The following is a 20,792-nucleotide window of genomic DNA, read 5'->3' on the forward strand; positions in this document are numbered from 1 at the left end:
AATGTTTGTAATTCAAAATGGAAAAAGTACCACAGCTTATAAGGCAGGGTATGAAGTAGGACAATGGATAGCACATAACCCTATGTTAGCCGTGTTTACTGGAGCGGTAGTTTCGGTAGGTTTTGTGTGGATTTTAACAAAAGTTGTAAAGCAAATTCGTACTTTTGGCGAATAAAAACAAGTATTAAAATGGGAAATTCTTTCTTTGCTATTTTAGCAGCAGGTGTTGCTGTTATTTATTTTTTTAATAAATACAGAGCAAACAAAAAATTTAGAAGAAAATAGGAGTTATTACAAACGTAAAGAAGTAATCTTTTTTTAAAGCTTATTTTATTACTTCTTTAGATATAGACAATTTATGAGTAAGATTCGAATTACCAAGCAGTTTACTTTTGAAACTGGACATGCATTGTACGGTTATGATGGCAAGTGTAAAAATGTTCACGGACATAGTTACAAGCTTTCAGTTACCGTAATTGGATCTCCAATTACAGACACATCTAATGTGAAGTACGGTATGGTAATTGATTTTGGGGATCTAAAGAAGATTGTAAAAGAAGATATTGTTGATGTATTTGATCACGCTACTGTATTTAACAAAAACACACCTCATGTTGAGTTGGCACAAGAGTTAAAAGATCGTGGACATCATGTGATTTTAGTTGATTACCAACCAACAAGTGAAATGATGGTGATTGATTTCGCTAAAAAAATTAAAAGTAGACTTCCTGAAAATATCAAGCTACACGCTATTAAGCTACAAGAAACAGATACTAGTTTTGCTGAGTGGTATGCTTCTGATAATTAATCTTTAAAAACGAAGTTAATAGAGTAAAATTAGTTATTTTCCGTTAAATTCATTCATGGTATTAGCCAAACCAGCGGTAATAAAAGAAGTAACCGCTTTTACAGAAAAAGGGATACGCTCTATCATTGCACTTTCTTCATCAGTACTCCATTTGCCTAAAACGTAATCTACTTGACGACCTTTACTGTATTCAGCTCCTACACCAAAGCGAAAACGAGGGTAAGCACCAGTATTAAACTTATCTTGAATATCTTTTAATCCGTTGTGTCCACCAGAACTTCCTTTTCCTTTGATACGAATTTTTCCAAAATCAATGTTTAAGTCATCGGTAATGATGAGTAAATTTTCAACGGAGATGTTTTCTTTTTGCATCCAATATTTAACTGCTTTACCACTAAGGTTCATGTAGGTATTAGGTTTTAAAACAATTACTGTTTTACCCTTTATTTTAAGTTTGGCAATATCACCTAATTTTTCAGTTTCGAAAGAACCTTCATGTTCTTTTACAAAAGCATCAGCAATTTTAAAGCCAATATTATGGCGTGTGTTGTCATATTTTTCGCCAATATTCCCTAAACCTACAATTAAAAATTTCTTCATCGTATTGTCTTCTATAGCTGTTGATTGTGTTTTTTTAAAAACACATAATTTGTTTATAAAAGCATTAAAAATCATGTGGCAAAAATAAAAAAAGCGCTACACTTGGTAACGCTTTTTATTATTTTGACTACATAAGTCTTATTTTTCTGCTTCTGCTGCTGCTTTTGCCGCGTTACGAGACATACGTACTTGAGCAACTACTGTGTTGTCTGGGTGTAAAATAGTATAGTTATCGTTCTTTAATTTAGTAACGTATAACTTATTACCAATTTCTAACTCTGTAATATCAGCTTCGATAAAATCAGGTAAGTTTGCTGGTAATGCTTTTACTTTTAACTTACGTAAGTTGTGACGTAAAGCACCCCCTACCATAACACCTTTAGAAGATCCAACTAAACGAACTGGGATGTCCATAGTTACAGCTTTGTCTTCGAATAATTGATAGAAATCTACGTGTAAAATACTATCATTTACTGGGTGAAACTGTATATCTTGTAATACAGCATTGTATGTTACACCATCTAATTCAATCGTAGCAGTAAATACGTCTGGAGTATATACTAATGACTTGAACGATTTTTCGTCAGCTGAAAAGTGAACAGGTTTGTCTCCTCCGTATAATACGCAAGGAACCTTTCCAGCATTACGTAAGGCTTTTGTTGCTTTTTTACCTACGCTTTCTCTTTGAGATCCTTTGATTGTAATTGATTTCATTACGTTGTTTATTAAATTTATTTACATTAAAAATTGATCGCTAATAGATGTATTGTCTTGGACTTTATGCATCACATCAGCGAATAAAGCGGCGCAAGATACAACTTTTATTTTAGAAATGTTCTTTTTTAAAGGAATTGTATCTGAAACGATTAGCTCTGTTAATTGCGAGTTTTGAATTCTTTCATAAGCATTGCCAGAAAGAATTGGGTGTGTACAAATAGCTCGTACACTTTTGGCACCGCGCTCCATCATTAAATCAGCTGCTTTGGTAAGTGTCCCTCCAGTATCAATCATATCATCTACAAGAATCACATTTTTACCAGCTACTTCACCAATTAATTCCATGTGAGAAATTACATTGGCTTTTTGACGTTGTTTATAGCAAATAACAACATCACTTTCTAAGTATTTAGAATAGGCATAGGCTCTTTTGGAACCTCCCATATCAGGAGAGGCAATGGTTAAGTTGTCTAGGCCTAAACTTTTAACATAGGGTAAAAAGATGGTAGATGCGAATAAATGATCTACTGGTTTTTCAAAGAAACCTTGAATTTGATCAGCATGTAAATCCATGGTCATAATTCTGGTTGCTCCAGCAGTTTCTAATAATTTAGCTACCAGTTTAGCTCCAATTGCTACACGAGGCTTGTCTTTTCTGTCTTGGCGAGCCCAACCAAAATAGGGCATTACGGCGGTAATATGTCTTGCAGATGCACGTTTAGCAGCATCACACATCAGTAACATTTCCATTAAATTATCAGTAGAAGGAAAGGTTGACCCTACAATGAAAACTCTTCGTCCTCTGATTGACTCTTCAAAAGCAGGTTGGAATTCACCATCGCTAAAATGTGTAGTAATTACATTTCCTAGTTTGGTTCCGTAAGCATTGGCAATTTCTTCTGCTAGTTCAATGCTTTGAGAACATGCAAATATTTTTGGGCTTAATTGATTTGTAGCCATTTACAAAAAGATATTTTTAGTTAGTGTTGTTGTTGGGACAAAAATAAAACTATTTTAAGAGTTTAAAAGACATTTTAAATGAAAAATTTTATAGATTTGCATCCATCAAAAGCCAAAGTGGTGGAATTGGTAGACACGTCGGATTCAAAATCCGATGCTCGCAAGGGCGTGTGGGTTCGAGTCCCACCTTTGGTACTATTACTGTGTGATAAGCACAAACAACGTTAGTAATTTATTTTTTTAAAGATAAAAAACTGTGTTTGAATTGAGGCTTTTGATTATTCTTTTTCAAATCCTTGTAAAGGAATAAAGAAAGGCCCAAGCTTACAAATGAAAATTCCGTAAAAATCTTTGTAGACTACAAACCAGCAGAACTCCGCCAAAATTAAGACTGTATTATTGTTTATTATGCTAAAGTTTCTGCAAAGGAAGCGTTTCAGGAGTAAGCTAGAACAAACAATGTATTATGTATGTTGTTATATTTAGTGTTTTGCTTTTGATTTTAACTCATTTAAATTGTGGTATATTTGATAGTCTTTTAATTTTTTATTACAATGCTTGGTTTCAACAATTGTATTTGCGAGATTCAAATTAGTTAGATAAAAAACCGTACCACAATCTTCTCTGTCTTTCGGTGGTATTTTTAGAAAGAATCAGTTTGTCATTTTCAAAGTTGAGCCCCATAAGTTTTGCATTTTCAAAAAAAGGAATTTCATTAGGGGAACATGTATAATTTTTTAGAGCATCAGATATTTTCTTCCCGTATAATTTTAAAGTAGCATCATAAATCTTAGGGAATGTTAATGCCTCACCTTTTTTAGGATATGTTTTTAACAAGTATGCCCATAAGTCGTCTAGATTTTTTTTACCATTGGTTTCATTTCGAATTAGAAAATCTAGTGAAATAGCAGCCATGAGTCCACCCCAATATACTGTGGTAGAATACTTGAACTTATCTTTTCCTGCAGAAACAAGCGTTAATTTACCATCAACTGCTGTTTGATATTCTTTCATCCTATAAAGAACTTCGTCTAGAAATTCAGATTCAGTTAATACACCAGTTCTAACTAATGCTGTAAAGGCTCCATATTCAGCCCCAAAACCTTCGTTAAACCATTCATATAGTGATGCTTTTTTGCCTGAATCATCAACCTCAAGTTGGTCAAAAGCAAAACTATGAAAAAGCTCATGAGCAATAAGGCGAGATGTATTATTTGTCATGCCATTATTAATTGCCATTTCTTTTTTTGTTCTAGGGCTTAGCGAAATGGAAATAGCTTTTCCCATTACTTCTCCACCTCCATAATCTCTATCTCCCAGTATTAAAACCATTTGAGCCTTTAATGGAGACTTATACCTATCACCGTAATATTTAAAATACAGTTCAACTTGTTCCTTTATCTTAGTAGACATTGCATCTGTAAAGTTTCCAGACATCGCTATTCTTAAAGAAACATTTCCTGTTATAAGTTCAGTATGCTTGTGCGTTCCTGCAAAAAATGCTGAATAAAATAAATCGTTGCTTGTGTCAGCTTTAAAAATACCTCCTATTTTTGCTAACTTTCTCCATTGTGTTGTCACATTCCAATTTGTAGGCAAATCAAATTGAACACGGATATTCGTGGTTGGCTTACCTCCAATGAACAAAGCTCTTCCCGCCCACATAACTCCATCATTATTTGCATAAGCAGCTCCATTATCTCCGCCTTTAATTGCTGGAACAAGTAAATCGTGTTTAAGATTTACCTGATAAGAAAGGTTTACAATACCTTCTTTATAATCTGGTAACTCCCACTGACTATTCTCTTTTGCTATAACTTTAAGAGAACGTCCATGGCTATCGCTTACCTGAACATTTTCAACAAAAGTGGCCCAACCATTCTCTAAACCATGTTCATTAAATTCGTTCATTTTAATTAGATTTCCATCTGGATGCAATTTAGCTCTAACTTTTGCTACTCGAGGTTGGTCTTTACTTATAGTTATAACATATGCATTGTTTATGGAATCTTCTTTATTTTGAAGTTGTTTGATGTCAGTTTTGTATCCAATAATAAATAAAGGAAACAGTAAATTGATTAATATTAGTTTTTTCATTTTTAAAAAGGTTATCTATGGAAGATAGCTGCCTTAATATTACAGCTCATTTAAATAAATAGTTTGTGAGAATACTCTTACTTGTTTTAAATCTAGTTAGTACTGTTTATCTTGTAGGTAACGGTTAGTATAAGATCAGTAGCGTGTTTAAACACTAAAGTTAACAATTAGATGACTGTTAGTAAGCTCGCAATAACTTTTTGAAAGTAGACTTATACCAGCAATTAATTATATACAGTATGAGCTTTTCTTATTGCTATGTGTAGGGTGTTCCGATTACGTGAAATACTAAATCAAAAGCAATATGTGATATAATAGCTACCAATAATCCACGCTTCCAAAATATCCACCCAAATGTTGCCCCTGTTATTAAGTTTCCAATCATGGTTACACCAATTGTAAAAGGCGTTAACTCCACAAAGTTTTTAGATAACGGGAGATGCATAATCCCAAAGCATATTGCAGAAATTATAATGCCAGTCCAAATTGTTTTATTCGACGGGTTTTCTACTTTTTTCCAATATTGAATCCCTGCAATAATCAAGGACATTAATCCTAATCTGAACATTATTTCTTCGCTAATACCCGCAGAGAATGATACTAGGGCATAAAATGATTTGGATGGTCTTGAAATTTTACCTGAAATAGGATAAAATTCACTTTGCAGCTCAAAAAGACCTAATAAAAACAGAGCCACTAAAATTGCTAGAAGAATACTTGATATGATTGACGTACCGTTTATTAATTTACTAATTGGTTTTTTTGAAAACATTCTAGCAATCACAGGAGCTCCCAAATTGGCTTTTGAAGAAACCCACACACCAATAAAAACCAATATCAAGCCTAAAATTAAACTGCTTATTAAAACAGGAATTAGGTCGTTAATCGTTGATTCATTCAACTTAATGGAAGTATTTCCCGCCGCGATATTTAATCGCTTTACTTCTCTACTGAAAGGGATATTTAGCAATGAACCAAAAATGAAGATAACCAAAACACTTATGCTGACTTGCCAGCGATATTTTTTCTTTTCTTCTTTGTCTTGTACGACTGATGATGTAAATAATTTTTTCACTTTCTTATTGGTTTTTGTTTGAGCCATTTAATGACTATTATTTGTTGTGTTTTTTTTATAAAAAGATAAAATTCAAAGGAAAACCGGTTGTTAATTTTTAGCCTTATCAAGCTCTGTTAATCTTTTTGTAAGTTCAACGGAATTGGGGTAGAAATGGATGCCAGCTTTCACCGCTATTATTGCAGAGCCTAAGTCATTCAACTTTTCTTTGGCAAACCAACTAAATCCGATTAAATGCTTTTTTCTTGGTTTTATATTATAATTCAATTTTTGAGAAAGAGATTGATAATGAATGATATAATCATTTACACGATACCTTTGCATTTTCGATTCACTAATGTACCAATCTTTATAAACCCAAGCTAAACCATCATAAATGCCTTTATATGCTGATAGTAGATGATCTGTATTATCTAAATAAGAGACTTTCCAGCTTAAGCTATTTGGAGCATTCTTCTGTAAAGATTGAGAGAGATTATTAAACCCTTTTTGGATAATTGAATGCTCATTTTCACCTATCGAAAGAAATAAAAGATTATTTAATTCTTTATGTGTTGATAAAAATTCTGTTAATTCTATTGCTATTGTAGGAGCATAATGAGCAGAGGGACTAAGTACAATATAGGAAGAAAACGATTTTGGGTGTAGCATGAATAATTTTAAAACAAACAACCCAGAAAGTGAATGTCCAATGATAAATCGTCCTCCGTTAGTTCGATAGTTATCTTGAATATAAGTAAGAGCTTCTTCTCTGATAAACTTTGAATATTTTAGAGCTTGTGGGTTTAATCCGCTATTATTATCATTATATGGAAAATTATCTTCTTCATACTTACCCGTATGTGGAAGCCCTACAACAATCATGTCTTCTATGCCAAATCTAGAAGATTGAATGTCAACTATATTACAAGCAAAATAAAAATTGTCATTATCATTCAAGGTAACTAAAATGGGATAGCTTTTCAATATATTTTTAAAGTAGCCTTTAGGAAGGCGAATCATTACATTTCTCGTTTCATTCAATGCTTTTGACTCTAGTTTAATAGTCTTGATATCTTGGATTGCGAATACTTTCAAATTGATAAGTACAAATAGGGTCACAATGAAATTTTTCATCATAATCAATTTTCTTTTAATTCTAACAGGGCTGTTAATTATTTATTTTTCAATATTCGGATTCTGTTCCTATAGGAGTCTTTACCACTTAATTCATACGCTTTTGTTACATATTTAATAGCTTTAGTAAAGTCTCCTTGTGCTTCATAGTAATCAGCCATAGAATCATAAGCATTGGCGCTTTTAGGATAATATTTAGTAGCAAGTTCAAAGTACATTTTTGCTTTTTCAGGTTGTTTCATGTCCATACTCATATAACCTGACACATTTAAAAGTTCTTCTGGATAAGGAGGTTCTGCATATCCAAAATGCTCTTTGAGCTTCTGTTCTCGATGTTTTATTATACTCAAAAGCTCTTGTCTTGGTGTGTCAAATGAATTTATTTTATCCGTATTTTCCATTTGATACCATTTAAAAAGTGAAATTAAACCGTCCATGAGAGAAGGAAGAGGTATTGTACCATGTATTTCTTTGGGATAAAATTTCCATTCAAAAGCTAATTCATTATTAGCATTTTGTTTTACTATGGTTGAAAAGGTAATGTTCGAACGAGCGAATACAGTGAAGTCTGTTGTATCTTGCATTACATTGTCTATTTTTATTTGCGAGTTTTGCATATGTAATTGTCCATTCAATGACATAAATAGAGCTTTGTTTTTATAGTTTTGATTAGCAAGTGTTTTTTCTGCCTTTTTCAATAGTTTTTGGTCGTCCCAATCTAGGCTTGGGTCAATGGCCAAGTAATTTTTAAATAAGTTGGGTTGATTAATTAGCGTTGCAATAGTAAATAAACCTCCATAGGAATGACCAATCAGTGTTCTGTAATTGGTAACTGGATATTTGTTTTCTATATAAGGAATAAGTTCTGTATCAATGAACTTCCTAAAATTATTAGCCTCTCCATTTTTTTCATTAAAAGGCATTCCATATTTAGTGGTAATTGTTGAAATAGTTAGGTCTCTTATTCTATTTTTATTATTTGAGATACCAACTAATACCATTTCGGGGGTATAACCACCACTATAATAATTTTGCACATTATGTACAGTAGGAAGTAAAATCTCTCCATCTAAAATATAAGCTACAGGGTACTTTTGATTTCTTCCAGAACTATAATTGGTAGGTAATTGCACATAAATCTTTCTTGATTCCTTTAGTATTTTGGAGTAGAGACTATCTAAAACGCCTACTTTTTGTAAAAAATACTGATTTTGAATTTCCTGAGCACTTATACATTGTTGAAAGAAAACAATGAGTCCCATTGTTATTATAATTTTTAACTTTTCGGCCATTTTATTATCTTTAATCGTTTGTATTTGGTTTTACTCCCAGTTATTTATGAATACGTTTCTTGTTTCTGTTCACTACTTTTAACTTTCCATCCTTTTAATAGTAGCCAAAATATTAGGACTACCTCTCCAATAAATGTATATAGCGTTATCTTAATCTTATAACCTGAAGAAAGTACCTGTCCAAAACCATCGACTATATATCCAATCGACGCAATTAATAATAAAACGCCTAAAATCTTTTTCATATACCTAGCTTTTAAAAACAGGTATCCAATTAATAGCAAATGAAAGCCAAAAAGAATCATAGCAACATCCCATGATAAAAAGAAATTATTTAATGATAGGGCAACCTGTGATTGTATATATTTTACTTCTAGGTTACCATCAATTATTAGTGGTAATGTATGTATTAAATAAAATAAAGACACAACAAAAAGTATTGAATACACTATTCTGAACCATGCAGCTAGTAGTGCTAAGCTTTTATTTATAGGGCATAGAAAAATAAATAATGCCCACGCAACAATTATGTCAAGAATCACAATTATAAGATTTAGAACAATACTTAGTCGGAGTTGGTTTTCTGAAGCTAATATATTTTCAGGGTTTTTTGATAGGGTATCCGATTTTATCATTTCTTCCAAAATAAAAAAATTTACAATTGGTGCTATGATGGCCATTATTAAAATACCAGCTCCGGCAATGATTGCTGATGTACTCCTCGATAGGCGATTTAATGTTCTTTCTCTAGTATTCAATATTTTAATTTTAGCTTCACGAATAAATTTGGTTGCTACAAATTTAAAGTACCATCAGAACTAGATTCGTTGACTTAAGTTAAGAAAACCCTGTTTTATGTAAAAGCTATTTAAAAATCCGTTTACGTATTCGGCTTAAAGATTCAGGTGTTATGCCTAAACAGCTTGCTATTAAATGCTGTGGTACACGTTGTAATAATTTAGGCCTGTTTTGTAACAAGTCTAAATACCTTTGTTCAGGAGTTAATGTTATAAATTTAGAGAAGGCTTGTAAATTTTCGCCCATCATCACTTCCATTTGAATTCGGGAAAGCTCTTCAAACCGCGGAAACTTTTTATAGTATTCTTCCTCTTTTTTGGAATTGATTATAGCAATTTTAGAATCTTCAAAGCAAACTAGATAATATTTTGATGGAGATTGTTGCGACATGCTCTCAAACTCAACAGCAACTTGCTCTTCTGTGTAAAAGGCTATGGTTTTTTCCGTACCATCTACGATACAATATTTTCTAATACACCCTGATAATACAAGAAAAGAATCTTGTGCAATTTGTCCCTCTTGTAATAATACCTCCCCTTTTTTGTATAATCTAACAGGGTAAAAGTCAATCATTGTTTGGGCTTCCTTTTCAGTAAGTTTTGTAAATTGGGACATAAATTTTATCAACTCATTTTTCATAATGTTCTTTATATAAGAAAGACGAATGGTTTGTATAGGCGTTGTTACTAATCGTAAAGATAGCAATTGGTCGACATCTATAGTTTAGCCGAAAAGACTTTCCGTTGGAAAATGTCTGAAGCGACGATACACAGTATTGGCTGTAGCTTTCAATTTCTTTTCTATTCTTTATAAAAAAATACAAAAGTATTCAGAGAATAAATTCCAATTATTATAACCCACCCTAACAAAATACAACAAACAAACAGCCAAGAAAAAGTACCATTAAGTGCAATTACAATTGGTATAACCATACTTAAGATAGCGATGCATAAAAGCATATAAAAAAAACGTACTTTTTGCATATAAGCTCTTTTTTTTCTACCCTGTTCTGATTCTTCTGTTTTATTTGAATCTTCAATGTTTGTTTCAAAAACTGTGGCTAGAGCCTTTAAAGATTCTAATCCGGCATTTTCTCCATTTTCAATTCTTTGAATGGTTCGTATGCTTAATCCACTCAAATCTGACAGTTGTTCTTGAGACCAATGTCGATCTAATCTCCATTTTTTTATATCTCTTAAATTCATTGTATTTGAATTCATTTATTAATGATTTTTTAATCTTGGCACTAAAGTAAGAGTTGAAAACATATTGGTATTGACAGTAACCTGACAGAAATGTGACAGTAAGATGACCTAGAGTCTAATTTCCTTTATAAAATAAGGTTTCAGCCTTTTTAAAGTTTAGGAATTACATTGGTACGTTTACCTTCTAAAAGAATATATGCATCTTACTAATTGTTGTGTAGGTCGAATTTTTAATACTCAGTTCCATTTTTTGAAGAAATAACACCCATCTTACAGCTAAAATAAGGAGCTTTTTATAGAACGTATAAAAAATAAAAGGCAATACTTAATTTTTTCTAGAAAGAAGAATAAATCTAAGCTACATAACTATAAGGTATATCTATTAATTTTTTCTAAAACATAACTATTTCAAATATAGTTTTGCTAAAAATCAATTAATAATTTAAAAATGAAAAAAATAATTTTAAGTGTAGCAGTAGCTTCTTTACTTTTTTCTTGTAGTGGTAAACAAAACCATGGAGAAGAAAAAGAAAAGGGAGGATGTCCTTTTGGTTTTGATAAGGGGCACAAAAAAGAACAGTTAACAGAAACTAAGTCAAACAAAGACTGGTGGCCTAATAAGTTAGATTTAGATGTACTTGCACAAAACTCGGAATTATCCAATCCGATGGGGGAAAATTTTAAGTATGCTGAAGAGTTTAATAAGCTAGATTATGCAGCGTTAAAGGCAGACCTCACAAAATTAATGACAGAGTCCCAAGATTGGTGGCCTGCTGATTATGGACACTACGGACCTTTATTTATTCGTATGGCGTGGCATAGTGCAGGAACTTATCGTACTGGAGATGGTAGAGGAGGAACTCGTATGGGAATTCAACGTTTTGCGCCACAAAATAGTTGGCCAGACAATGCGAATTTAGATAAGGCAAGAAGATTATTATGGCCAATTAAACAGAAATACGGAAAACAAATTTCTTGGGCAGATTTAATGATTTTAACAGGAAATGTGGCTATAGAATCCATGGGGTTAAAAACCATAGGATTTGCAGGAGGAAGAGAAGATGTTTGGGTACCACAAGAAGATGTGTATTGGGGGTCTGAATCAGGCTGGTTAGAAAGTAGAAGGTTAAATGAAAAAGGGGAATTAGATTTAGAAGTAGAAAATCCTTTAGCAGCCGTACAAATGGGGTTGATTTATGTGAATCCGGAAGGACCAGATGGAAACCCAGACCCAGTAGCATCAGCTAAAAATATACGTATTTCATTTGGTAGAATGGGAATGAATGATGAAGAAACAGTGGCATTGATAGCAGGTGGACATACCTTTGGAAAAACACATGGAGCAGGACCGGCTGATAAGGTAGGGCCTTCTCCAGAGGCTGCAGGCATTGAAGAACAAGGATTAGGATGGAAGAGTAGTTATAAATCAGGCAAAGGGAAAGATGCTATTACTTCTGGATTAGAGGTTATTTGGACACCTACACCTACTCGTTGGAGTCACGCTTTTTTAAACACCTTATTTGATAATGAATGGGAACTAACGAAAAGTCCAGCAGGAGCACATCAATGGGCTGCTAAAGATGCTGGAGAGGTTTTTCCGGATGCTTTTGATAAAAACAAAAGACACAGACCTACGATGCTAACTTCAGATTTAGCTTTAAAATTTGATCCTGCATACAAGAAAGTTTGTGAGAAATTCTTAGAGGACCCTTTATCTTTTGATAAAGCTTTTGCAAAAGCTTGGTTTAAATTAACTCACAGAGATATGGGGCCTAAAACTACGTATATAGGGCCAGAAGTTCCTGAAGAGGAGTTTATATGGCAAGATCCTATACCAACACGTACTCATAAGTTAATTACAGAAGTAGATATTAACTTATTAAAAAAAGAGATTTTAAATTCAGGTATTCCACATAACCAATTGATAGAAACAGCTTGGGCATCAGCTTCTTCTTTTAGAGGTTCAGATAGAAGAGGAGGAGCCAACGGAGCACGTATTCGCTTAGAACCACAGGTTAATTGGGAGAGCAATAATCCTGCACAATTAAAAAAAGTATTGGCAGTTTATGAGGAACTTCAATCTAAGTTTAACAATGGTTCTAACGATAGAAAGGTTTCTATGGCAGACTTAATTGTTTTAGGAGGTTCAGCAGCTGTAGAAGCAGCAGCAAATAAAGCAGGGTTTTCAATAAAAGTTCCTTTTAATCCAGGTAGAATGGATGCAACACAAGAGCAAACAGATGTAAAATCTTTTGTTGTTTTAGAACCAATGGCAGATGGCTTTAGAAATTATCAAGAAAAGAAATACACACTTAAACCAGAAGAATTATTAGTAGATAAGGCACAGTTATTAAGCTTAACAGCTCCAGAAATGACCGCACTAGTTGGAGGTATGCGAGCTTTAAATGCCAATTATAACAATTCAAAAAATGGTGTTTTTACAGCTCAACCAGGAGTATTAACAAACGATTTCTTTGTAAATCTGTTAGACATGAATACATATTGGAAAGCTACATCTGAAGATCAATTAATTTTCGAAGGAAGAGATAGAGTTACGAATAAAGTAAAGTGGACCGCATCTAGAGCTGATTTAATTTTTGGGTCTAATTCTGAATTAAGAGCTCTAGCAGAAGTGTATGCTAGTAACGATGCAAAAGAAAAGTTTGCAAAAGATTTTATTGCTGCTTGGGTAAAAGTAATGAATCTAGATAGGTTTGATTTAAAACAATAGTTTCTGAGAAAAACATTAAATGCCTTCTACAATTCTAAGAAAACTAAAAAAGCTACTGAATTTAATTCAGTAGCTTTATGAGTCTTAAAGTATTTTTTAAGGGGATAGCAGTGGGGGGCTTTTTACTTTAAGCACTATTTTATTAATATCTTTAGTTTGATATGCAATAATAATTGCTATTTTTTAATTTACTGTTTAGTTTTATAAACTGAGACCTTTATTTTTAATAAAAAATAATCTAATTTTATAAAGTTAGATTATCATAAGATGCTCACAACTAATATTTTTCCTAAACTTAGTTTTTTATTAGGGATATTTTTGACAGTATTTATTTTTTTTACCAAAAATAATTTAGGTAAAAGGAAATGTACTCGCTATTCGTTAGCGGCAACAACTTTTATATATTCCCTATTATCGTTAGATACTTTTACTACCGCTAATAAGTTTAAACTACCATTAATTATTTGGTATGCTTCTTATATCCTATTTCCTTTTATAGGTTTTTTGTTTTATAAGTTTTCCTCGTGTTTAACACAAAAATCAATAACTCAAAAAAAATACTTGCTCTTTCTTGTTTTTTACTCATTAGTCAAATCACTATTTTTCTTTTACGCAATTGATAAAATAGATAGAGTTTCTGGAGTCACTACTCCAATAATACTTACTTGCTTTGGTATTGAGTTTATTTTAACAAGTCTTGTAAATATCTTGTTTTTATATAAATCAAATGTTCTTTTTAAACAAGCTTATGTTGTTATTGATTTGGATAGAAATAAAGAGATATACTTTAAGTGGTTGTATTTATTATTAAGAGCCAATGTATTGCTCGTACTTGCTATCTTATTAGAGGCTTTACTTGTTTTAATAGATTATGATTTATTACCAAAACTATTTAAGATAGAACCTGTTTTGTATACCTTATTCTTTTTTGTTTTAGCATATTCATTAATGTATTATCCAGTGTTTGCTTTAACAGGTGATTATAAGGACTTACCCCTGAGTGAAAAATACAAACATTCGAAACTTGGTGATTCCTCAGAACTGTTTGCAAAAATAGATAGGTTAGTAAGAACGGAAAAACTATACCTCTCACCAACGTTGAAATTAAATACTATTTCTAAGAAGTTAGATAGTCCGCTGCCTTATGTATCTCAGGCAATAAACGAGAATAAAAAAATAAGTTTTACTGACTATATCAATACTTTTCGTATCGAAGAGGCTAAAAAAAAGCTACTGCTCGATAAGCCTGATACTATTTTTGCTATTGCAATCGATGTTGGTTTTAATAGTAAAGCAGCTTTTTACTATGCATTTAAGAAATTAACAAAAATGACACCTACAGAGTTTAGGAAGAGAAACTTATAATTTTTCTATACACCTAATAGCTTCTTTAAACTCTTCAGGGGTATTAATGTTTCTAATAAGACTATCGTTAACTTCGATAATTTCTACATCAGAATTAATTAACATTTTACGAGGACAAGAATAACCTTGCGCTAAATAGGCTAGTAGTTTTCCATAAGCTTTAGGTTCGTAAATAGTAATTAAGGGCTCTGGAAAATCTTTATTTTTTCCTTTTATGGCAGTAGCAACTTTACTCGGATTTCTTTTTTCTAAAAGTAATTGAATAAGCTCTTTATTTACAAAAGGAACATCGGTAGCTAACACCAACCAAGCGGTGTTAGGGTTTTTCTGAAAAGCAGAGCAAATACCACCAAAAGGGCCCAAATTTAAAAAGCTATCGTGAATTTCATTCTCTTTTTCTGAGGGGTCTTGAACAGAATAAAAGGTTTTTAAAGAACAGCTTTCTAATAACTCTTTTACATGTTCTTTTTGAGGCTTTTTATAGTACACTAACTCCGATTTGTCACGTCCCATTCGAGTACTTTTCCCGCCTATTAAAACCAATCCTTTAACAGGAGCAATGTTTTCTTTAATGAGATTATGTATATGATTAGATATTTTATCAACCTCATTAATTGTATAAGAGGTACTATTTTTGATGTTTGGAAAGCGTTCTAGTAAACAATCAAAATACCTTGAGTCTTCATTCAACTTAATTATAAACTGGATGTTTGTTAATTGGTCTAACCTTTTTTTTACAGAAGCTTCTTTCTCGTCATCTAAAATCAAAATTTGTTTCGCTCCTTGGTAATGATTTCCATTAATAAAGACAAAATCGTGATTGTAAAACTGTAAACGTTGTTCGTACTTGTTTACAGGTGAAGAAGTGTTTATTTGTAAATTTCCTTCATGATGAAAGGTATATTCAGCTAATGTATTTTGCTCGACATCTTTAGCATGTGAAGCATCAAAATACCCTAAGTTATAGTTCGATAATCTTTTTGAAACTTCATGAACTAAATCAGCAATAACTCCGCATTTGGCTCCTAAGATAGCTACTTCATTAGGCGCAAAATTATCATTATACTTCTTAACTAGATTTGTATGTTTAGTATGTTTTTTATCCATTTTTAATATCCGATTTACCACCAGTTTTCTCTACCAATTTCACTTCTTGAATCACCATTTTTTGACTGATTGCTTTACACATATCGTAAATAGTTAAACAAGTTGCTGAAGCACCTGTAAGCGCTTCCATTTCTACTCCTGTTTTACCTTCGATGGTTACTTTACAAAAAACCTCTACATGCTCATCGTCTACAATATTGATGTCAATATCCACTCCGTTGATTAACAAAGGATGACACATTGGGATGATATCTGAAGTTTTTTTTACGGCTTGAATTCCAGCAATGATAGCGGTTTGAAAAACAGGTCCTTTTTTAGTGATGAGTTCATCATTAGAAAAATGACTCACAATTTCTGAACCTAAAAACATAGTTGCTTTGGCAATAGCGGTACGTTTCGTGATTTTTTTATCAGAAACATTGACCATTTTAGGTTGATTTTGTTCGTTTATGTGGGAAAAGTTGCTCACTTTTTTTAGTTTTTAGTGTTTAATTTTAAGTTTTAAATCTTCGTTAAGTTTTGTTGTGATGTTTTTACAATTGCTGTTAATAGCCTAATTAGCTCGTGAATGTCCGAAAGTATATTTGCTCCTATTGAAGTTCCACTTCTTAAAAGCTGTTTTGAAATTATAAACTCTTTTTCTTGTTGTAGTTTTTTGTACAGAGAAATTATTTTTAAAGAGAATTGAAAACTCTTGCCTTGAACAATACTTTCCTTCATTTTAAATTTTTAACTCAAAACTAAACATTAATAATTAAAAACCCCGATACGTTAGTATCGGAAAAACACTTCCTTTTTTAAATACTACTTCTTCGGTTTTCGGGAGCTCGATAAAACCATCTGTTTCTACTAAGTTAGCCAAATCTCCTGAGCCATTTCCTTGTATTGGAGTTGCGTATACTTGTCCTTTTTCAGAAGTTAATTTTACTTGTAAAAAACAGCTTAGATTAGGTTTAAAAGTAAGGTCTTTTACTAAAATTGCTGTTTTTTCTTCGGAAGAAACTCCAACAGATTTATAATGCCAAGGGTAAAAATAGACCAAACAATTTACAAAGGTTGAAACTGGATTTCCAGGGAATGCAAACACGTTGCAGTTATCTGTAGTGCCGAACCAAAATGGTTTCCCAGGTCGTTGCGAAATTCTGTGAAATAACTTTTGAACACCCAATTCATCTAAAACTTCAGGTAAAAAATCAAACTTCCCCTTACTAACTGCTCCACTAAATAATAGCACATCATATTCTTTTAAGTAAGATTCGATTTTTTCTTTTAAAATTTGTTTTTCATCAGTAATATGGGCTGTTTCTGCTGGAATTTTTAAATCGTTCAATAAGGAAACTAACGTGTATACATTGCTTCTACGAATTTGATGATCTAACGGGTTTTCATTTACATCAACCAATTCATCACCTGTAGAAACAATCATTACTTTAGGTTGTTTAGCTACTTTTACAGTGGCTTTACCTACAGTAGCTAATACGCCTATTTCAGCAGCAGAAATTATAGTGTTTTTTTTTATTAGAACTGTACCTTTACTTTTATCAGAACCTTGTGTGTGAATGTTCTGTCCTTCTTTAATTTCATCAATAGTAATAGTGGCTACTAGCGTATTAATATCAACATCTTCATAGCGAATTACCGTATCAGTATTGTTAGGTAATACAGCTCCTGTCATTACCTCATAACAGTTGGCGGCATTATCTAGTGTTTGTTGTGGCCCTCCAGCAGCTTGAATTCCTTCTATTTTAAAATCACGAACACCGTGCTCAAAAAAACGATGATTAATTGCAATACCATCCATTGCTACTCGGTTGAATGGAGGAAAATCTCTATCGGCAACAATATCTTCCTTTAAAACTCTTCCGACAGCTTCTAAAAAAGGAATTTCTTCAATTCCGAAATCTTGTGTGTTTTCTAAAATTATATGTTTGGCTTCTACTACTGTAATCATATGTTAAAGTGTAACTGTTAAAAAGTTTAATTGTTACATTTTCAAATTATCTAATTGATACATTGAAATTACCCTCCGATGGTACTCATACTTTCGGTTACGTTTCCTTTTCTATTTGCCTCAGCCACAAAACCATTTTCTGGCTTTTCTTTTATCAGCGATAAAAACAAGGCTTTTAAGTCTTCATTGCTTGCACCATTTCTAATAAAATCACGTAGGTTAAAAACGCCATCATCAAACAGGCAGTTTTTAAAAGTTCCTGTTGAGGTAATCCTAATTCGGTTGCAATCATTACAAATAGTACGAGTGAATGCAGGAATAATTCCTATAGTCCCTGTATGATTTTCTATAGAAAAATTTCTAGAAGTAGATGATTTTTTTGAGGGAAGTTCAGTAACAGTAAATTCAGATTGTATGTTGTTTAATATTTTGTTATAGTTCCAAACTTCTTCTGCGTTTCGTTGTCCTTTTCCATTAAAAGGCATTTCTTCAATAAAACGAACTGCAATATCCTTGTCTTTAGTAAGCTGCACAAAATCGTTAATTTCATCAGTATTGAATCCAGATTGTACAACTACATTTAACTTCAAATTCAACGAACTTTTTTCTAATAACTCAAAGGTTTTATATACTTCAGTAAAAACATCTCTACGAGTAATTTTAGCAAACTTTTCAGGGTGTAAGCTATCAATACTCAAATTGATGTTTTTTACCTTTTTAAGGTTTTCTATTGTTTTGATATGTTTAGAAATAAGCGCTCCGTTGGTCGTGATATTGATATCCTCTAACAAATCATTATACGATAACATTTCTAAAAAAGAAACAAAATCTTTTCTTACAAAAGGCTCTCCTCCTGTTAAACGAACTTTGTTTACACCTAATTCAGTAAGTACTCGAATTATTCGGTACATTTCTTTATAAGTAAGTAGCTCTTTACGAGGTACAATGTCAATTCCTTGAGCAGGCATACAATATTGACAACGTAAGTTACAGCGGTCGGTTACTGCTAAACGAACGTAGCTAATTTGTCTTCCAAAATTATCTATGAGTGTGCTCATAGCGTAAAGGTACGGATTAATCAATCAATTTTTCCTGTCATTTGTCATGGTTTTGTTGAAAGAGAAAACAGGCTTTCACAAAAAGAAAGGTTACACAATTTCCATTTTTTTAAGAAGAAAAGAAGCGTTCATGTTTTTACAAGTTCCAGATTTTATGGTGTAATCGAAAAACAATTCATTGTTCACAATTTCAGCATCAAAATAATAATTCAGTATTTGAGGATACTCATTAGCGAGTTCACACAAACTTACATCGTGAGTAGCTATAATTCCAGTAGATTTTGAACGTGTAAGTTTTTCAACAAATTTTCTAGAGCCTGATGCTTTATCCTTACTGTTTGTTCCTTTTAAAATTTCATCAAGAATAATAAAATAGCGATCGGTTTCAATAGTATCAACAATAAATTTTAACCGTTTTAGTTCCGAATAAAAATAAGACTCATCCTCGGTTAATGAGTCAGATGTTCGCATACTGGTAATTAATTTTATAGGAGTGTATTGATAATTAGAGGCGCATACAGGTAGCCCACAATTTGCCATGACTATGGATAGGGAAACGGTACGCAAAAATGTGCTTTTTCCTGCCATGTTAGCACCCGTTATAATAAAAAATTGTCCCTTAGAAATCGTAAAGTCATTGTCAACTCTTTTTGAGGATTTCAAAAGCGGATGTCCAAGGTGTTGAGCAATAATACCGTTGTTTTCATTTTGAAGAGTGGGGAAAGTAAAAGTAGGATGATTAAAAACGAAGTTGGCAAAAGAGTTATAAGCATCGAAAAAATTTACAACGCTAAACCACTCATCGGTAGTTTCTTTATAGGAAAGAATCCATTTTTCTACTCTTATAGCAAGGGCAATATCCCATAAAAACAAGCCATTTCCAATAATAGCAATAATAATATTGTTACGTTGATCGAACGTATCTAAAATTTTAGAAAACTCTTTGAAAATAACAGATGCTTTTTTTGTTTTGGTAGCAATTTTTTGTTGCTTTTCTTTTAGAAGAGCAGAAGTAAAAGTTTCTTTTTCTATTTGTTCCAGAAGCAAATAATACTGTTTAAAAGTATCTTTAACTTTACTTGATGAGGTGTAAATATGCTGTGTTTTTTTAATATGGAGTGCTGAGATTGTTAAACCTATAAAAAACCAAATTAAAACAACTGAAAAAGGAATCGCACTAAAAACCAATAAGACTATTAAAGCTATTGAAATGCTTGAAAAAAACATAGAAATCCACCTTAAAGAAGAAGTTAGTTTTGATTCATAGTTGGTTAACCATTTTGTAATCACTAAGGACTCTTGAGTGGTTGACGAAACCAAATGTGCTAGTGAAGTAAAATGTTGTCGCCAATGAATCTTTTCAGATAATTCTTTAAGTGCTTTTTGTTTTTCTTCAATAAAATGAATTGAATTACTCGTTAATAAGGAGGCCAGAAGTTTTTTACCATTGGTAGTTGCGGTTCTATTGGTGTATTGAAAAAAAGAACCATTTCCGAATAAGTCAATATCATTACTATAATAGTGCGTGGAACTTGTAAATTCTGTTCCTTCAGGAAGGAATTCAAAATGACCATTAAGGACATCAATTTCTAGTTGATTGTTGTCTTTTTTAAGCTGAAGTATAGTGCGTTTTTCTTTTACTTGTTGATGTTGTATAACCAAAAAAGCAAATAGTAAAATACCAATAAAACCAATTATAAAAGGGGTGTAGGGTTGATAGAATGTTAAATATACTCCCAAAGAAAAGCCTAAAAAAACTAGTAGTCTGAGTATTCTTATAAAGGTTATTTTACTATTTATTTTTGAAAGTTGAAGAGCTAAATCTTTCAGCTCTTTGTTATAAAAATCTTGTGGTTGTTGCATTTTTAATTGAAAAGGATAAATGTACAGCATTACAACAAAAATCTTTTAA

Annotated in this window: 20 protein-coding genes and 1 tRNA gene; 5 read left to right on the forward strand and 16 right to left on the reverse strand. The window is 32.2% G+C overall.

Annotated features, from left to right (window positions below; translation table 11 throughout):
• The first annotated feature begins 1 nt into the window (after nucleotide 1).
• The gene (locus V1T75_RS12360; protein WP_159611134.1) at nucleotides 2-175 is read left to right on the forward strand and encodes a hypothetical protein; all 174 of its coding nucleotides are present in this window, start codon (nucleotides 2-4) and stop codon (nucleotides 173-175) included.
• A 183-nt stretch (nucleotides 176-358) separates the two neighbouring features.
• Nucleotides 359-808 carry a 6-pyruvoyl trahydropterin synthase family protein gene (locus V1T75_RS12365; protein ID WP_330488837.1) on the forward strand — a complete coding sequence of 150 codons (450 nt, stop codon included), beginning with the start codon at nucleotides 359-361 and terminating at the stop codon, nucleotides 806-808.
• Between the two features lie 33 nt (nucleotides 809-841).
• On the opposite strand, the gene pth is transcribed toward V1T75_RS12365, so the two are convergent.
• The 3 genes from pth to V1T75_RS12380 form a co-directional block, all read right to left on the reverse strand.
• Nucleotides 842-1,408 (reverse strand): aminoacyl-tRNA hydrolase, encoded by a 567-nt coding sequence (gene pth, locus V1T75_RS12370; RefSeq protein ID WP_330488838.1) that lies wholly within the window; start codon nucleotides 1,406-1,408, stop codon nucleotides 842-844.
• 138 nt (nucleotides 1,409-1,546) lie between these two features.
• Nucleotides 1,547-2,122: a 50S ribosomal protein L25/general stress protein Ctc gene (locus tag V1T75_RS12375; protein WP_330488839.1), complete on the reverse strand. Its 576-nt coding sequence runs from the start codon at nucleotides 2,120-2,122 to the stop codon at nucleotides 1,547-1,549.
• Between the two features lie 21 nt (nucleotides 2,123-2,143).
• Nucleotides 2,144-3,085, reverse strand: coding sequence for a ribose-phosphate pyrophosphokinase (locus V1T75_RS12380; protein WP_330488840.1), 942 nt, complete (start codon nucleotides 3,083-3,085; stop codon nucleotides 2,144-2,146).
• Nucleotides 3,086-3,196: 111 nt separating this feature from the next.
• Here V1T75_RS12380 and V1T75_RS12385 point away from each other — a divergent pair.
• Nucleotides 3,197-3,280, forward strand: a tRNA-Leu gene (locus V1T75_RS12385).
• 396 nt (nucleotides 3,281-3,676) lie between these two features.
• Here V1T75_RS12385 and V1T75_RS12390 read toward each other — a convergent pair.
• The 7 genes from V1T75_RS12390 to V1T75_RS12420 form a co-directional block, all read right to left on the reverse strand.
• Complete coding sequence (locus tag V1T75_RS12390) at nucleotides 3,677-5,182, reverse strand: M61 family metallopeptidase (protein WP_330488841.1); 1,506 nt, start codon at nucleotides 5,180-5,182, stop codon at nucleotides 3,677-3,679.
• A gap of 256 nt (nucleotides 5,183-5,438) precedes the next feature.
• Nucleotides 5,439-6,284, reverse strand: a complete 846-nt coding sequence (locus tag V1T75_RS12395) for a CPBP family intramembrane glutamic endopeptidase (RefSeq protein ID WP_330488842.1) — start codon at nucleotides 6,282-6,284, stop codon at nucleotides 5,439-5,441.
• A gap of 63 nt (nucleotides 6,285-6,347) precedes the next feature.
• Nucleotides 6,348-7,376 carry an alpha/beta hydrolase gene (locus V1T75_RS12400; RefSeq protein ID WP_330488843.1) on the reverse strand — a complete coding sequence of 343 codons (1,029 nt, stop codon included), beginning with the start codon at nucleotides 7,374-7,376 and terminating at the stop codon, nucleotides 6,348-6,350.
• Between the two features lie 35 nt (nucleotides 7,377-7,411).
• Nucleotides 7,412-8,635, reverse strand: coding sequence for an alpha/beta hydrolase-fold protein (locus V1T75_RS12405; protein ID WP_330488844.1), 1,224 nt, complete (start codon nucleotides 8,633-8,635; stop codon nucleotides 7,412-7,414).
• 74 nt (nucleotides 8,636-8,709) lie between these two features.
• Nucleotides 8,710-9,423 (reverse strand): DUF4386 domain-containing protein, encoded by a 714-nt coding sequence (locus tag V1T75_RS12410; protein ID WP_330488845.1) that lies wholly within the window; start codon nucleotides 9,421-9,423, stop codon nucleotides 8,710-8,712.
• 106 nt (nucleotides 9,424-9,529) lie between these two features.
• Nucleotides 9,530-10,078, reverse strand: a complete 549-nt coding sequence (locus tag V1T75_RS12415) for a Crp/Fnr family transcriptional regulator (protein ID WP_330488846.1) — start codon at nucleotides 10,076-10,078, stop codon at nucleotides 9,530-9,532.
• Between the two features lie 185 nt (nucleotides 10,079-10,263).
• The gene (locus V1T75_RS12420) at nucleotides 10,264-10,683 is read right to left on the reverse strand and encodes a helix-turn-helix domain-containing protein (protein WP_330488847.1); all 420 of its coding nucleotides are present in this window, start codon (nucleotides 10,681-10,683) and stop codon (nucleotides 10,264-10,266) included.
• A 433-nt stretch (nucleotides 10,684-11,116) separates the two neighbouring features.
• Between V1T75_RS12420 and katG the strand changes: the two genes are divergently transcribed.
• A complete protein-coding gene (katG, locus tag V1T75_RS12425) occupies nucleotides 11,117-13,399 on the forward strand; it encodes a catalase/peroxidase HPI (RefSeq protein WP_330488848.1) in 2,283 nt (760 codons plus the stop codon).
• Nucleotides 13,400-13,717: 318 nt separating this feature from the next.
• The gene (locus tag V1T75_RS12430; RefSeq protein ID WP_330488849.1) at nucleotides 13,718-14,764 is read left to right on the forward strand and encodes a helix-turn-helix domain-containing protein; all 1,047 of its coding nucleotides are present in this window, start codon (nucleotides 13,718-13,720) and stop codon (nucleotides 14,762-14,764) included.
• Here the strand turns inward: V1T75_RS12430 and V1T75_RS12435 are convergent.
• From V1T75_RS12435 to V1T75_RS12460, 6 genes are all read right to left on the reverse strand, one after another.
• Complete coding sequence (locus tag V1T75_RS12435; RefSeq protein ID WP_330488850.1) at nucleotides 14,759-15,871, reverse strand: NTP transferase domain-containing protein; 1,113 nt, start codon at nucleotides 15,869-15,871, stop codon at nucleotides 14,759-14,761. The two genes, V1T75_RS12430 and V1T75_RS12435, sit on opposite strands and share 6 nt — an antisense overlap.
• Complete coding sequence (gene moaC / locus V1T75_RS12440; protein WP_330488851.1) at nucleotides 15,864-16,340, reverse strand: cyclic pyranopterin monophosphate synthase MoaC; 477 nt, start codon at nucleotides 16,338-16,340, stop codon at nucleotides 15,864-15,866. The genes V1T75_RS12435 and moaC overlap by 8 nt, the downstream gene beginning before the upstream one ends.
• A gap of 32 nt (nucleotides 16,341-16,372) precedes the next feature.
• The gene (locus V1T75_RS12445) at nucleotides 16,373-16,591 is read right to left on the reverse strand and encodes a four helix bundle protein (RefSeq protein WP_330488852.1); all 219 of its coding nucleotides are present in this window, start codon (nucleotides 16,589-16,591) and stop codon (nucleotides 16,373-16,375) included.
• A 34-nt stretch (nucleotides 16,592-16,625) separates the two neighbouring features.
• Entirely contained in the window at nucleotides 16,626-17,822 is a 1,197-nt protein-coding gene (locus V1T75_RS12450) for a molybdopterin molybdotransferase MoeA (RefSeq protein ID WP_330488853.1), read from the reverse strand.
• Between the two features lie 68 nt (nucleotides 17,823-17,890).
• Complete coding sequence (moaA, locus tag V1T75_RS12455) at nucleotides 17,891-18,880, reverse strand: GTP 3',8-cyclase MoaA (protein WP_330488854.1); 990 nt, start codon at nucleotides 18,878-18,880, stop codon at nucleotides 17,891-17,893.
• Between the two features lie 90 nt (nucleotides 18,881-18,970).
• Nucleotides 18,971-20,743, reverse strand: a complete 1,773-nt coding sequence (locus V1T75_RS12460; RefSeq protein ID WP_330488855.1) for a MutS-related protein — start codon at nucleotides 20,741-20,743, stop codon at nucleotides 18,971-18,973.
• Between the last annotated feature and the right edge of the window lie 49 nt (nucleotides 20,744-20,792).

This window comes from Tenacibaculum sp. FZY0031, from assembly GCF_036350695.1.
In the GTDB taxonomy this organism is placed as follows: domain Bacteria; phylum Bacteroidota; class Bacteroidia; order Flavobacteriales; family Flavobacteriaceae; genus Polaribacter.